The sequence below is a fragment of the Acinetobacter sp. GW821-FHT09D10 genome (genome assembly GCF_059416285.1).
Genome location: NZ_JBWKOW010000009.1, coordinates 88,726 through 102,605, shown reverse-complemented (window position 1 = coordinate 102,605; position 13,880 = coordinate 88,726). Strand labels below are relative to the sequence as shown.

13 protein-coding genes are annotated in these 13,880 nt (G+C 37.2%); 7 read left to right on the top strand and 6 right to left on the bottom strand.

Annotated elements, in window-relative coordinates; translation table 11 throughout:
• Positions 1 to 269: 269 nt before the first annotated feature.
• Complete coding sequence (locus AC07M3_RS17135) at positions 270 to 437, top strand: ABZJ_00068 family colistin stress protein (protein WP_004640355.1); 168 nt, start codon at positions 270 to 272, stop codon at positions 435 to 437.
• On the opposite strand, the gene nadC is transcribed toward AC07M3_RS17135, so the two are convergent.
• A complete protein-coding gene (nadC, locus tag AC07M3_RS17130) occupies positions 434 to 1,279 on the bottom strand; it encodes a carboxylating nicotinate-nucleotide diphosphorylase (protein WP_199990988.1) in 846 nt (281 codons plus the stop codon). The genes AC07M3_RS17135 and nadC overlap by 4 nt on opposite strands.
• A 171-nt stretch (positions 1,280 to 1,450) precedes the next feature.
• Between nadC and ampD the strand changes: the two genes are divergently transcribed.
• The 3 genes from ampD to AC07M3_RS17115 all read left to right on the top strand — a co-directional run bounded on the left by ampD (position 1,451) and on the right by AC07M3_RS17115 (position 5,174).
• The gene (ampD, locus tag AC07M3_RS17125; RefSeq protein ID WP_199990989.1) at positions 1,451 to 2,020 is read left to right on the top strand and encodes a 1,6-anhydro-N-acetylmuramyl-L-alanine amidase AmpD; all 570 of its coding nucleotides are present in this window, start codon (positions 1,451 to 1,453) and stop codon (positions 2,018 to 2,020) included.
• A 72-nt stretch (positions 2,021 to 2,092) separates the two neighbouring features.
• Complete coding sequence (gene murJ / locus AC07M3_RS17120; RefSeq protein ID WP_494567823.1) at positions 2,093 to 3,643, top strand: murein biosynthesis integral membrane protein MurJ; 1,551 nt, start codon at positions 2,093 to 2,095, stop codon at positions 3,641 to 3,643.
• Positions 3,644 to 3,659: 16 nt separating this feature from the next.
• Positions 3,660 to 5,174 (top strand): hypothetical protein, encoded by a 1,515-nt coding sequence (locus AC07M3_RS17115; RefSeq protein ID WP_307013084.1) that lies wholly within the window; start codon positions 3,660 to 3,662, stop codon positions 5,172 to 5,174.
• An 83-nt stretch (positions 5,175 to 5,257) separates the two neighbouring features.
• On the opposite strand, the gene bamJ (AC07M3_RS17110) is transcribed toward AC07M3_RS17115, so the two are convergent.
• The 5 genes from bamJ (AC07M3_RS17110) to AC07M3_RS17090 all read right to left on the bottom strand — a co-directional run bounded on the left by bamJ (AC07M3_RS17110) (position 5,258) and on the right by AC07M3_RS17090 (position 10,648).
• Entirely contained in the window at positions 5,258 to 5,947 is a 690-nt protein-coding gene (gene bamJ, locus AC07M3_RS17110; RefSeq protein WP_307013086.1) for a BamJ family beta-barrel-assembly machinery protein, read from the bottom strand.
• A gap of 48 nt (positions 5,948 to 5,995) precedes the next feature.
• The gene (bamJ, locus tag AC07M3_RS17105) at positions 5,996 to 6,721 is read right to left on the bottom strand and encodes a BamJ family beta-barrel-assembly machinery protein (protein WP_307013088.1); all 726 of its coding nucleotides are present in this window, start codon (positions 6,719 to 6,721) and stop codon (positions 5,996 to 5,998) included.
• Between the two features lie 192 nt (positions 6,722 to 6,913).
• Positions 6,914 to 9,097: a polysaccharide biosynthesis tyrosine autokinase gene (locus AC07M3_RS17100; protein WP_307013089.1), complete on the bottom strand. Its 2,184-nt coding sequence runs from the start codon at positions 9,095 to 9,097 to the stop codon at positions 6,914 to 6,916.
• Between the two features lie 18 nt (positions 9,098 to 9,115).
• Positions 9,116 to 9,544, bottom strand: a complete 429-nt coding sequence (locus AC07M3_RS17095) for a low molecular weight protein-tyrosine-phosphatase (RefSeq protein ID WP_307013090.1) — start codon at positions 9,542 to 9,544, stop codon at positions 9,116 to 9,118.
• A 3-nt stretch (positions 9,545 to 9,547) separates the two neighbouring features.
• Entirely contained in the window at positions 9,548 to 10,648 is a 1,101-nt protein-coding gene (locus AC07M3_RS17090) for a polysaccharide biosynthesis/export family protein (RefSeq protein ID WP_307013092.1), read from the bottom strand.
• A gap of 377 nt (positions 10,649 to 11,025) precedes the next feature.
• On the opposite strand from AC07M3_RS17090, the gene tviB reads away from it, so the two are divergent.
• From tviB to wbpD, 3 genes are read left to right on the top strand one after another with little or no spacing between them, the layout of a single operon-like run.
• A complete protein-coding gene (tviB, locus tag AC07M3_RS17085) occupies positions 11,026 to 12,321 on the top strand; it encodes a Vi polysaccharide biosynthesis UDP-N-acetylglucosamine C-6 dehydrogenase TviB (RefSeq protein ID WP_307013093.1) in 1,296 nt (431 codons plus the stop codon).
• Positions 12,322 to 12,353: 32 nt separating this feature from the next.
• A complete protein-coding gene (locus tag AC07M3_RS17080; RefSeq protein ID WP_307013095.1) occupies positions 12,354 to 13,304 on the top strand; it encodes a Gfo/Idh/MocA family protein in 951 nt (316 codons plus the stop codon).
• Positions 13,301 to 13,879 (top strand): UDP-2-acetamido-3-amino-2,3-dideoxy-D-glucuronate N-acetyltransferase, encoded by a 579-nt coding sequence (gene wbpD / locus AC07M3_RS17075; RefSeq protein ID WP_307013098.1) that lies wholly within the window; start codon positions 13,301 to 13,303, stop codon positions 13,877 to 13,879. The genes AC07M3_RS17080 and wbpD overlap by 4 nt, the downstream gene beginning before the upstream one ends.
• Position 13,880: the final 1 nt, after the last annotated feature.

Here is a 13,880-nt window from a genome sequence, read left to right as displayed (position 1 = left end):
AAAACCAAAGTAACAGAATTAGCTGTTGGCAAAAAATTCTAGACGGTAAGACTCCGTCGCGTAGGTTGATAGAGAGAAACAAGATATCCCTGTCACAATAGTAAATACAGGGTTTAGGCTATTCATATAAAACTTTATGCGGGAAGATGCTGTCGTATAGATGAATAATAAAAATAAAGACTTACCTTTTGTAACAGAATCTCCTAAGCCTCGTCATATTTATCTTTTACCTTGGAACCCTGATTTTTTTAAAGTGATGGGGAAAATTTATGCTGCAAGGTTTTATTGTATTATTAGCAGTAGTTACATTTGTTTTAATGGCTGCCGACCCACGTGATAATGGGGCGCAAGCGACTCAGTCAGCATGGCAGAAAACACAAGCAGCAGACATGACCAAGTCGCAAAAAAATACTAATAACGATGTGGACTTTATTTAAGCATTAAAGCGCATTGATAAATCAACAGCTCTAACGTCTTTAGTTAGCACGCCCATAGAAATGTAGTCAACACCTGTGGTGGCAACTTCACGTAAGTTTTCAATGGTGATATTACCTGATGCCTCTAGCTTACAACGACCAGCAACGTGTTTTACGGCATCAATCATTTGTTGTTGGCTGAAGTTATCAAGCATGACAATATCTGCCCCAGCTTCGAGTGCTTGATTTAACTCATCCCAAGTTTCAACTTCGACTTCAACAGGCTTGCCGGGTGCAATTTGATGGGCTTTGGCGATTGCCTGAGCAATACCGCCTGCCGCCATAATATGATTTTCTTTAATTAAGAACGCGTCAAATAAACCTAGACGATGGTTTTGACCACCACCAATGGCTACCGCATATTTTTGTGCAATACGGAGGCCTGGTAAGGTTTTGCGTGTATCGAGGAGTTTTGTGTTTAAACCTTCAAGATGCTGTACATATTGGGCTGTTTTTGTCGCAACCGCAGATAAAGTTTGAATAAAGTTTAAAGCAGGGCGCTCCACAGTAAGTAAGCTACGTGCAGAACCAGCAAGCTTTAAAAAGGCTTCATTTGCAGCAACACGCTGACCTTCTTGTTTTAACCAAGTCACCTGAACCGTATTGTCATAAGCTGAGATGAGTGCATTGACCCAAGGCTGTCCAGCTAAAACCATATCTTCACGGCTGATAATGGTTGCTGTTGCCTGTTCATCTTCAGGTGTGAGCATAGCGGTAATATCACCGTCCCCAATATCTTCTTGTAATGCTTGTTGAATATTGATTTGAATTGATTGTTCAAGCAAAGACTGAGGTATGCTCATACGGTTTCCATTTTGTAGATGACCCTAAAACTTGCGATATATTAGCACCGTCAACTTTAAAAATAAGCTGTTTTATCAGATTAATCGCGATAAACAATCGCATTTACTACTTTGAAAAGTAGATAACTGTTTTAAACTAAAACAATTGGCAAGCAATTTATTGGCATCTCAATGAAGCAAATCACACCGTATGAAGTTATAGATGGACAATTAAAAGGGGCGAGACAAATCCCTTCTCCAAATTTTAACCAGCGTCCGACTGGTACCGAAATTCAAATGATTGTGGTTCATAATATTAGCTTGCCACCGTCTCAATTTGGAGGTGGATATATTGAGCAGTTTTTTCAAAACAAGTTAGATTGGTCAGTCCATCCTTATTTCCAGACCATTGAAGGAATGCAGGTTTCTACGCATTTGCTGATTTTACGTAGTGGGGAAGTATTACAGTTCGTTAATTTTAATGATCGAGCATGGCATGCAGGGCGTTCGAGTTATTTAGCCAAAGTGGAATGCAATGATTATTCAATTGGTATAGAGCTTGAAGGAAGTGATGATTTGCCCTTTGAAGAAGTACAATACGATGTATTAACCGACGTCACTACTGCCATTCGTCAGGCTTATCCAGAAATTAAAAACCATATTGCAGGACATTCAGATGTTGCACCCGGCCGAAAAACTGATCCGGGACCTTATTTTAAATGGCAGCACTTTAGACAATTGTTGGGTCAGAAAAAAACTTGAGTTTGTTCATCATTTCACAACGAAAAGATTTTCTAGTTTCATTACAATAGCGTCTTTCGAATATAGCTGTAGGTGAGTACGATGGCATTATGGCGATCGACTTTTATTGTCAGTGCAATGACGATGTTGTCACGAGTGTTAGGGTTAGTGCGTGACGTCGTATTGCTCAACGTGTTTGGTGCGGGTAAAGATTTCGATACCTTCGTCGTCGCTTTTCGTATTCCCAATTTCTTTCGACGATTATTTGCCGAAGGCGCCTTTTCTCAGGCCTTTATTCCAGTATTAACTGAATATAAAACAGGCCGAGCACACGCTGAAGTGCAGATCTTGATTAGTCGGGTATTTGGCTGCTTGTTAACAGTCATGACCTTACTTACTTTTGTGGCTATGGTCTTAGCGCCTGCTATCATTTATATGTACGCACCCGGCTTCCATAGCGATCCTGAAAAGTTCGATTTAGCCGTCAGTATGTTCCGGCTGACTATCCCTTATTTATTGTTTATGTCGCTGACTGCTTTTGCCAGCAGTATTTTAAATAGTTATGGTTCGTTTGCTTCACCAGCTTTTTCACCAGTTTTGCTGAATGTCGCGATGATTGCAGGTGCATGGTGGCTTACGCCGTATATGGCTGAACCGATCAAAGCATTAGGTTGGTCCGTGGTGGTAGCAGGGGTGTTGCAGTTAGCTTTGCAGATTCCAGAATTATGGCGTAAAAATCTGCTGATTCCACCTAAAGTTGATTTTAAACATGAAGGTGTAGAGCGTATTTTAAAATTAATGCTTCCAGCATTATTTGGGGTATCTGTTACCCAGATTAACCTGTTATTAAATACGATTTGGGCCTCTTTCATGCAAGATGGTTCAGTATCTTGGCTCTACAGTGCAGAGCGTATGACTGAATTGCCGTTAGGTTTAATTGGTGTTGCGATTGGTACAGTGATTTTACCTTCACTTTCTGCCCGTCATGCAGAACAAGATCAAGCAAAGTTCCGCGGTATGATCGATTGGGCTGCAAAAATTATTGTATTAGTTGGCTTACCGGCAAGTATTGCCTTATTTATGCTTTCTACACCGATTATTCAGGCATTATTCCAGCGTGGCGAGTTTGACCTACGTGATACACAAATGACAGCTCTAGCACTGCAATGTATGAGTGCAGGCGTGATTTCGTTTATGCTGATTAAAGTCTTTGCACCTGGTTTTTATGCACAGCAAGATACTAAAACCCCTGTACGTGTCGGTTTAATGTCGGTCGCAGCGAATGCTATTTTAAACGTTATATTTATTGGTTTCTTTAAGCTGATTGATTGGCATGCAGAGCATATGGCACTTGCATTGGCATCTTCAGGCTCGGCTTTAGTGAATGCGGGTTTACTCTACTTCTATTTACATAAACGTAATATTTTCCGATTTGGTTCACATTGGAAGAAATTAGGACTTCAATATGGTTTGGCGAACCTTGCCATGATTGCAGCACTTTGGTTTGCGTTAAATTGGTACAACGGTGAACTTTCACAGTGGTTACGTGTTGCCGAAGTGGTTGGATTGTGTGTAGTCGGCGTAGTCACTTATCTGGTTGCTCTCGTCGTTACAGGTTTTCGTCCTAGAGACTTAAAACATTAAAAAATGGAGAATAATAATGAAAACTATTAAATTAAAAGTTATAGTGGGTATTATCTTGTTGTATTGCGGTAGTGCAAAAGGCAATACTATAGAAATAGATAACTCTATAAAAAACATAACAGATATTTTAAATAATGCTCCAGAAAACAGTGTGATTAAAATAAAAAATGGTAATTATGAAGCATCAGGAGTACAAATAGAAAAAAATAATATTACTATTCAGGGGGAAACCTTGCAAGGAGTAAAAATAAAACTATATGCTAATAAAAATGGTGTTTTTTTTAGAGTTGGTAAAAGGGGGCCTGAATCCGATTATAGACCAGATAATCTTCCAGTATATAATGGAACATTTAATAGTTGGAGTGAAAATAATTTTAGTCCTTCAACTTTAAATTATCCTAGATACTCTAATATTAATGTAAGTAATATTACTTTTTTATTGAGTAATAAAAATGGAAAGGGTGTGGGGTCAGGTATAGAATACTATAGAGTTAATGATAGTAGTCTTAATGCTATAGTAAAATGGGAAAAATATTTTGATTTCGGTAATGCAGTTAGATTTCATTATTGTAAAAATTTAAGATTACCTTTTTTGAAAATTGAAAGTAATCCTAAAGTTATATTTGGAATGCTATATTATTGGTCTTATGGTTTGAAGGCAGGAGATTTAAATTTTGGTAATGCAGAGTTAGTTTCAGCAGAATTTAAACATAGTATTAATAGTTATATATCTAACCTAGTTACTACGGGAGATGGGAGGCCTAATTATAGAGGTGTTAATATAGGGTATGGTAGTATTAGTAATAAATTTAATAATTTAATAGTGAATAACGGAACACTCAACTTGAAATCCTCTGTCGAGTTTGATTTATCTAGAGATATAGATATAAAGAAGCTTAAAATAATAAATAATAAAGGAGTGGGGTTGTCAATTTCTCGTATCGAAAAACTTAATATTGAAAATTACTTTATAAGTGCTGAAAGTCCAATAGTAGGTACTACTATGAATTATTATGTGGGAAATAGTAATACAGGAAAACTATTAAAAAAAGAATCATTGTTCTCAAATAAAGGGGATTATATTTCTTTTGAAGATGAAAAAAATTATAAGAAATTTTATGATTATAGGCCTTTTCCTATTTTAAAAAATTCTAATTTTAAACAAGGAAATATTATTGTTGTCGGTAATGCTAATTATGGAATTCTTATAAAAATCCCCAAAGAAGCTAATTATATGTTTAATAAATATAAAAATCTTAATAAGTTTGATAATGTAGAAGTAAAAAAAGGGGGATATAAAGAAGAGATTAGAAATTCTTACAAATTTAATAACTCTTTTCCTTTCTCAGTAGAAAATGTTGATTTTGGTAATATGGTTATTAAGAATGAATCAAATAATCCTTTAAAAGCTTTTATTTATTTTGGTGCACCAATAGTGAATACTGAAGGTAATATACAGCTATATGGCGAGGGTAAGGAAATGATTTCTTATTGGTTGAATAATTCTAATATAAAACTAAAGAAAAATTGAGCCAATAAAATTAGAGGAAAATTTATTGAGTTTATATAACAAAAAACTTTATAAAAGTTTTTTGTTATATAAGAATTAAATTGTTATAAGATTTTTATTAATTCAATATCAAAAATTAAAGTACTATTTGGACCAATACTGTCGCCAGCACCGACCTCACCATAAGCAAGATTAGCCGGAATAAAGAAGCGAGTTTTACCGCCTTCTTTCATAGTTTGTAGACCTTCAGTCCAGCCTGCAATGACTTGACTGAGCTGAAACTCAACTGGCTGATTACGGGCAATAGAACTATCAAATACGGTCCCGTCGAGTAAACGACCTTCATAATTTACTTTAACACGAGATGTGGCTTTCGGCTTTTGACCATTACCTTCTTTTAATACTTGGTATTGAAGACCAGATTTAGTCGTGATTACACCTGATTTTTTTGCATTGTCAGCAAGAAATGCTGTACCTGCTTGGGCATTCTGTTGACCTGTTTTTTGAAATTCGACGAGTTGTTTGGCTTCTAAGGTTTTCTTATAGTCATTAATCGCTTTTGCCATTTCTTCATCAGTTAGGCGTGCTGTTTTACTTTGTGCGCCTTCTTGAAGACCTTGGTAAAAAGTATCAAGATTTAGATCTGTTAATGCATCAGTATTATTACGACCCATCAAATAGCCATAACTATAGCTAAATTGTTCTTTTGCTGGGCTTTTATTCGTTATAGGAGTTGCAGCAAGAACAGATAAACTCATTGTTGATGTTGCAATAATTAGACCAATTTTTTTCATGCCGTTTTCCAAAAAAAGGAGAGTAGTGTTCTACTCTCCTGAATGTTTTTATTTCACTGAAATGAGTTCTACATCAAAAATCAGTGTACTGTTTGCTGGAATGCCAGGAACTTCCTGAGGGCCATAGGCAAGATTTGATGGAATAAAGAAAGTCGCTTTACCGCCTTCTTTCATCAATTGAAGTCCTTCAGTCCAGCCTGGAATAACCTGATTGAGTGGAAACTCAACTGGCTCACCGCGTTTATAAGAGCTATCAAAAACTTGACCATTAATTAAACGGCCTTCGTAATGTACTTTAACTATAGATTGCGCAGTGGGTTGTTTACCTGTGCCTTCTTTAGTAATGATATATTGCAAGCTAGACGCCGTAGTTTTTACGCCAGCTTTTGTTTTATTTTCTGCAAGGAATTGAGCATCGGCAGACTCAGGAGCAGCACCAGCAGCTTGTTCTGGTTTATTTTGTTGCTGCATTTTTTGCTGTAATTCTTTTTCATAAGCGGTTACAGCAGTTTTTAACTCTTCTTGAGTATAAGCACTTGGCTGCTTGCTGCGAGCATCATGAATCCCTTTCACAAATGATTTTGTATCTAGTTCAGGTGGAGTTTGCTGAGCAACTTCATATCCAAGAACATAACTAATTTTTTCAATTGGGGTGGCATTCTTATTTGCCTTGCTTCCGACTTCTGTGGTCGGATGTTGGCTTGCATAATATACTGGTACAAGTGCAGCACCGCCTAAAACTACAGCGACAGCAATGGGTAAGGCTTTACTCATAAAAGGTTCCAAAAATAATCATTTGAGTCTAAAAAGGCTGCTTTTGATCTTAGCATGCTTAAGCATAGAATGTTTAAGAAAAAAAACGAGTGGTTTTTTATATATTTTAGTTAGTTTTAGTAGGGATATACTTAAAAAAATCTTAAATAAAAAAACCGGATCATTTGATCCGGTTCTCTTATCACTCTACAATTAATCTTCTTTTTGCGCTTTATAAGCATAGGCGTAGTTATAACCATAACCATAGCCTGCACTAGCACGTTGAATGTCGTTAAGAATAAAGCCGTTGACTTTAACACCTGCTTGTTCAAAGCGATTAAGAGTTAACTCAAGCTCTTTCATTTGTGATTTAGCATAACGGGCAACAATTAAGTTCACACCAGTATATTGCGAAATAATAATACCATCGGTTACTGCAAGCACAGGTGGAGTATCAATAATAATGTGGTCATATTGACTTTGTAGCTGTTCAAGTAATTCTTTAAATTGGTTTGAGCTTAAAATTTCTGAAGGATTTGTTGGGCTCTTACCACGAGTAATCACATCAAGGTTAGCAACTTGAGTTTTGTGAAGTGTCTGTTGAAGATTAGCTTGCCCACTCAATAATTCAGAAAGACCTGGTTTCACATCAACATCAAAATATTTGTGCATATAACCACGACGCATATCGGCATCAATCAGTAATACACGTTTATCACCTTGCGCAAAAATTGTTGCAAGATTCGTCGAAATAAAGGATTTACCGACTTCTGGTGATGGGCCAGCAATCATAATGATATTATTTTTCGCACTCGCCAATGCAAAATGAATCGCAGTACGGATACTACGTAAGCTCTCAATAGCAATATCATCACTATTTTTAACAGCAAGAATAGGAATACTCTTCTTCTTCTTTAAAATTTTGATGCGGCTTTCTTGAATTGGAGAGCGTGGTACAGTTGCATAGACTGGTAAATCCAACTCATTTTCAATTTGACCCGAATCTTTAATACCTGTGCGTAACATATTACGTAATAGAGCAATTAAAGTGCCAATAAAACCACCTAAGAAAATAGATAAAATCAAAATCTGAAGTTTTTTAGGTTTAATCGGTTCAATAGGTTCAACGGCCGTATCTACAATGCGTACGTTCCCAATCTCACCTGCTTTGGCAATACGAAGCTGTTGGTAAGAGTTCAAAAGAGCTGTGTAGAGCTGAGTTTTAACTTCAACTTCGCGGTACAACTGTAAATATTGACGTTGTACATCTGGCAATTGTTTTAAAGTACTATTGAGTTCACCAATTTGCTTATTAATGGCAGCAAGTTGTCCATTAATTTCACGCATTGCTGGGTGCTCAGCAGTGTACTTAGCTGCCATTTCAGCTTGTTTTTGTTCAAGCTCAGCTTTTTTAGTTTCTAAAGTGATACTTTGAGTTAAGTACAACTCGGATTCTTTAGTCACATCGACTGTGTTGTATTGTTGACGGAATTTGTTAAATTGGCGTTCTGCATCATCAAGTTGTTTTTTTAGGTCTGGAAGTTGTTCATCCAAAAACTTTAAGGTTTGAGCAGACTCAGCGGAGCGACGTTCAATATTTTGTGCGCTATAGGTCGCCAAAATCGCATTTAAAACTTTAGTGATATGCTCTTTGTCTTGACCTTGGTAATTTAGGCCTAAGACTCCTGTGAGCTTTCCTCGCTCGGCAACAGAGTAATTCGCACTAATGGCATTTACAGCTGCAGGAATAGATAAGTTTTTAATATTATAAGTTGTATTAAGCTGATCTTTAGTAAAAATAGCAATTTTCCAAGTTCCATATGGACCTGTAACTTGATTTAACTGATTAAGTGGCACGGTTAAAAGAGTTTTTTCTGTATCAGGATCAGTTAAACGTAATGATTGTTTGTCAAAGTTAAGATGCAAGGTTTTATCTAGGTAATAAGCTGGAACTTCTAATGCACGAATCTCAAAAGTTTTGAGACCATCCTTAAAGATAACTGATTTTTTATTATATTCAGTTTTATAGTCACTATCGCTCAACAAACGATGGCTAAAAGTATTCTCTGTACTGGAAACTTGTATATTTAGTTGCAAGTCTTTAATGACGGAACCTAAAACTAAACGAGATTTTAAAATTTCGATTTCAGCTTGAGCAGGGGATTTTTGCTCAATCATATTAGACAAATCGCCTAATAGGGCAGCAGACGCACCCTTGCTGTCTTCTACTTGAACTAGTGCATCAACAGAGTAAGTATTTGGGGTAACACGTAAGTACAGTAGAGCACATACAAGGCTTAAAATAACGCATAGAGCGATAAGCTTCCACTGAGCTATGAGTGAAAAAAACAATTCTTTTAAATCGATTGTATCTTCGGTGTTGGTATTTTGGTTCATAAGCTTAAAATCTTGGCGTTAAATATAGGGTTTCCAGTCAGCAATGCACTGTTGAATTAGTTGGCAGGTTTCATCAAACACCGTTTGGTCGTGCTGATAAGGGTCAGGCACATTTCTATTTTGCCAGTGCCCCAAACGATAAGTTTTACCTTTTGCAAATGGCCAAGTCTGTTCAATATGCTTTTGCTGGTTGTGACTCATGACCAAAACAAGGTCTGCTTTTTTGATATGTTCAGCACTAAGTTTTCTAGCAACATGTGGCTGTATGTCGATGCCTAGGTGTTGCATACAAAGTTGCGCTTTATTGTCTGCCTGATGTCCCACTAGTCCTGAAATGCCAGCAGACTCAATATGTAAATGGGGGTATTTCTGCTTTAAGAAATATTCTGCCATAGGACTACGGCAGATATTCCCAATACAGACCACCAAAATATTTTTAATTTGCATAAATTATTGTCCCAAACGGTCTATGTTATATAACGCATTTGAGAATGGAATAATTTGGTTAATCACACGTTGCCAGCGAGTTAAGCCAGTCGCATCCACATATACAATATCATTACTGCGTAGCTTAAACTGATTGGCTAAACCAAAGTCACCAATGCTCATTAAATTTAAATGATAAATTTCTGTTGCATGGTCATTTGGGTTAGTACGCACCACATAAATACGGCTTGCACTTGCCGAGTTTGGATTAATCCCTAAACTTTCACCTAAAGCATCAGTTAAGGTCATGCCCTGATCACGCATTGCTAAAGCTTGGTTTTTACCAGATTCACCCATCACATAAATTTTCTGGTTTTCACGAGTGCTGACATAAATCGTATCATTAGGTTGAACCAATAACTTATGTAGTGAATACCCCGTTTTTTCTAGTTCAATCGTATTTAAATTATAGGTACGGCCATTACGAATAAGTTGAATGTAAGTGTTGTCACCTTTCTCACTTACGCCGCCAGCAAGTCCTAATGCTGTGTATATACTCACAGGTTGGTCACTTAAATAAAATTGACCACCTTTTATGACACTGCCTTGGACGGAAAAGCGCTGACCTTCATAGGATAATACTCGTACAGTAACATCAGGGTTTTTTAAGAAGCGAGATAATTGACCACGTAACTCACGATTAACCTGAGCCAGAGTTTTACCGGTAGCTTTATAGCGACCTACAAGTGGAAACTGAATATAACCACTTTGGTCAATGGGGTAGCCACTTGCTTGTACAGATTGTTCATTATTAACGTTGTTTACAGGAGGAGTAATTTCAGGGTAAGCCCAAAGCTGAATTGATAGTACATCGCCTGGGCTTAAGCGGTAAACCGGTTGTTGATTTTTAAATAAAGTTGCATAGTCACGTTGATAGTCAACTTGAGCTGGTTGTATCGCAGGCAATGATTCTTGCGAGATTTTTACAACGTTAACCGTAGTTCCAAGGTCGGTTCTATAAACACCTTCATTTGGAATATCGTAAGTTTGTAAACCAGATGTAACTGCACAACTGGCAGCACTTAAACTTAAGGCAAGAACAGAAAAAAACTGACAATACTTCACAAGCAACCCTTTGTGTATTTATCTTTAATTGATACTGTCTGTATCGTTAATCGTATAGCATTAAATGCTTATGTTGGACAGAGATGGTCCGATTCTAGCTGAAAAAAAAATAAAAAACATGGAAAAAAACGTAGAGCTTTGTATGTTTAATTTATATCAATCCACTTTAGCATAAAGAATTAACTTTTATTATTCAATTATAGGTCTGGTGAATAGACTAGTTAGGTTGTCTTAACACAACTTAAGAACTGTAAACACTTTTATACAATTGAATTACGGTTAATAAAAAAAAACTGATATAGTTACGCACGACGATATTCGGTCAACATGTATCATTATTTAATATATACAATTTGTAAGGAATAAGGCTAACTTTTATGCAACTTGCCGATTTAAGAATAGCGATTATAGGTTTAGGTTATGTAGGCTTGCCATTGGCGGTTGAGTTTGGGAAAAAAGGGCCGGTAATTGGATTTGATATTAATCAAAAACGTATTGATGAATTGAAAAGTGGCCAAGACCATACTCTAGAAGTTACACCTGAAGAGCTGCAACAATCACAACACTTGAGTTTTAGTGCAACTTTAGATGACTTAGAACAAAGTAATTTTTTTATTGTAACTGTTCCAACACCTGTTGATCAGGTTAACCGACCAGATTTAACCCCTTTAAGGAAAGCGAGTGAGACTGTAGGTCAAGCCTTAAAGAAAGGCGATATTGTTGTATATGAATCTACGGTATACCCAGGTGCGACTGAAGAAGTTTGTATTCCTATCTTAGAAAAAGTCTCTGGGCTAAAATTTAACCAAGACTTCTTTGCTGGTTATAGTCCTGAACGCATTAATCCAGGCGATAAAGTTAATACGCTAACTAAAATTAAAAAGATTACGAGTGGTAGTACCCCTGAAGTGGCAGATACTGTAGATGCCGTCTACGCAAGCATTATTACTGCTGGTACTCACAAAGCAACTAGTATTAAAGTTGCGGAAGCTGCCAAAGTGATTGAAAACACGCAACGTGATTTAAATATTGCTTTAGTAAATGAGCTTTCTGTAATTTTTGATCGTATTGGTATCGACACTCTAGATGTTTTAGAAGCAGCTGGTAGTAAATGGAACTTCTTACCGTTCCGTCCAGGTCTGGTCGGTGGGCACTGTATTGGTGTTGATCCATATTATTTGACTCATAAAGCAGAAGAAGTTGGCTACCATCCACAAGTAATTCTTGCTGGTCGTCGTATCAACGACAATATGGCCCGTTATGTTGCTCGTAACACGATTAAGCTTATGCTTCAAAATGGTATTGATGTACCTCGTGCAAAAGTTGGTGTACTCGGAGTAACTTTTAAAGAAAACTGTCCCGATATTCGTAATAGTAAAGTAGCTGATCTTATTAAAGAGCTAGAGTTCTGGGGAGCACAAGTTGTAGTGGCAGACCCATGGGCAGATGCAGATGAAGTTAGACATGAATATGGTATTGAGCTTGGGAAAGTTGATGTTCAAAACCCTGTAGATAGCGTCATTATTGCGGTAGGTCACAATGAATTCCGTTCACTTTCAGCAAGCGAATTACGCAGTTATATGAAGGGTGAAAAGCCTGTGTTAGCTGATGTTAAGAGCCTTTTTGATCGCACTGAAATGTCGGATGCTGGCTTTACTGTATTCCGTCTCTAATTTTATCTTATTATTAAATTGAAGTTTTGATTATGAAAAAGTTTGCTCTTATTGGTGCAGCTGGATATATCGCACCACGTCATTTAAAAGCTATTAAAGAAACAGGTAATACTTTAGCTGTTGCCATGGATGTAAATGACTCTGTGGGAATTATGGATAGTCATTTCCCTGAAGCTGAATTTTTTACTGAGTTTGAAGAATTTGAAGCCTATGTAGAAGACCAAAAGCTAAAAGGTGAAAAGTTGGATTATGTAGCGATCTGCTCACCAAACTATCTACACGCACCTCATATGAAATATGCTTTGAAAAATGGCATTGAGGTCATTTGTGAAAAACCGTTAGTGCTGAATTCAGAAGACTTAAATATGTTATCTGAATATGAAAAGCAATATGGCGGTAAGGTAAACTCAATTTTACAATTACGTTTGCACCCATCTATTATCGCACTGCGTGACAAGGTTCAAGCTGCGCCGGCTGATAAAGTATTTGACGTTGACCTTACTTATTTAACTTCTCGTGGTAAATGGTATTTAAAATCATGGAAAGGGGTGGACAATAAATCAGGTGGTGTAGCAACCAATATCGGTGTGCATTTTTACGACATGTTGCATTTTATTTTTGGCAAAATCGTTAAAAATGAAGTGCATTTTCGTGATGAGAAAACTGCTTCGGGCTATTTAGAATACGAACGTGCGCGCGTACGTTGGTTCTTGTCAATTGACGCGAATAACTTGCCAGAAAATGCGGTACAAGGTGAAAAGCTGACTTATCGTAGTATTACCATTGAAAATGAAGAGCTTGAGTTTTCAGGTGGCTTTACCGATTTACATACACAAAGCTATCAACGTGTATTAGAAGGTAAAGGTTATGGTGTTGAAGAGAACCGTGCAGCAATTGAAACAGTTGAAGTGATCCGTGTTTCTCCAATTGTTGAAAACCCAGAAAAACCACATCCATTATTGGCAAAGGTGAAAAAAGCATGAGCTTTTATCAACATGAAACTGCCATAGTCGATGATGGCGCACAAATTGGTGAAGACTCACGTGTTTGGCACTTCGTTCATGTCTGTAGTGGTGCCAAAATCGGTAAAGGCGTGTCTTTAGGTCAAAACGTCTTTGTTGGTAACCGCGTTGTAATTGGTGACCATTGTAAAGTCCAAAATAATGTATCGGTTTACGATAATGTATTTTTGGAAGAGGGTGTATTTTGTGGCCCAAGCATGGTGTTTACTAACGTCTACAACCCTCGTTCTTTAATTGAACGTAAAGATCAATATCGTGACACTCTGGTGAAAAAGGGCGCTACGCTTGGGGCAAACTGTACTATTGTTTGTGGTGTTACCATTGGGGCTTATGCTTTTGTGGGGGCTGGTGCTGTAGTAAATAAAGATGTACCAGCTTATGCGCTAATGGTTGGGGTGCCCGCTAAACAAATTGGCTGGATGAGTGAATTTGGTGAGCAGCTTGACCTTCCTTTGCAAGGACAAGCTCAAGTAATCTGTTCACATACAGGAGCAGTTTATAAACTTGATGGAACGACACTGACAAAGCAGGGTTAAT

Excerpts from the sequence above, each read along its gene's own strand:
- AC07M3_RS17115 (WP_307013084.1), top strand. The coding sequence starts at position 3,660 with ATGAAAACTATTAAATTAAAAGTTATAGTGGGTATTATCTTGTTGTAT.
- bamJ (WP_307013088.1), bottom strand. The coding sequence starts at position 6,721 with ATGAGTAAAGCCTTACCCATTGCTGTCGCTGTAGTTTTAGGCGGTGCT.
- ampD (WP_199990989.1), top strand. The coding sequence starts at position 1,451 with ATGAAGCAAATCACACCGTATGAAGTTATAGATGGACAATTAAAAGGG.
- AC07M3_RS17095 (WP_307013090.1), bottom strand. The coding sequence starts at position 9,544 with ATGCAAATTAAAAATATTTTGGTGGTCTGTATTGGGAATATCTGCCGT.
- AC07M3_RS17100 (WP_307013089.1), bottom strand. The coding sequence starts at position 9,097 with ATGAACCAAAATACCAACACCGAAGATACAATCGATTTAAAAGAATTG.
- tviB (WP_307013093.1), top strand. The coding sequence starts at position 11,026 with ATGCAACTTGCCGATTTAAGAATAGCGATTATAGGTTTAGGTTATGTA.
- nadC (WP_199990988.1), bottom strand. The coding sequence starts at position 1,279 with ATGAGCATACCTCAGTCTTTGCTTGAACAATCAATTCAAATCAATATT.
- AC07M3_RS17080 (WP_307013095.1), top strand. The coding sequence starts at position 12,354 with ATGAAAAAGTTTGCTCTTATTGGTGCAGCTGGATATATCGCACCACGT.
- bamJ (WP_307013086.1), bottom strand. The coding sequence starts at position 5,947 with ATGAAAAAAATTGGTCTAATTATTGCAACATCAACAATGAGTTTATCT.
- AC07M3_RS17135 (WP_004640355.1), top strand. The coding sequence starts at position 270 with ATGCTGCAAGGTTTTATTGTATTATTAGCAGTAGTTACATTTGTTTTA.
- wbpD (WP_307013098.1), top strand. The coding sequence starts at position 13,301 with ATGAGCTTTTATCAACATGAAACTGCCATAGTCGATGATGGCGCACAA.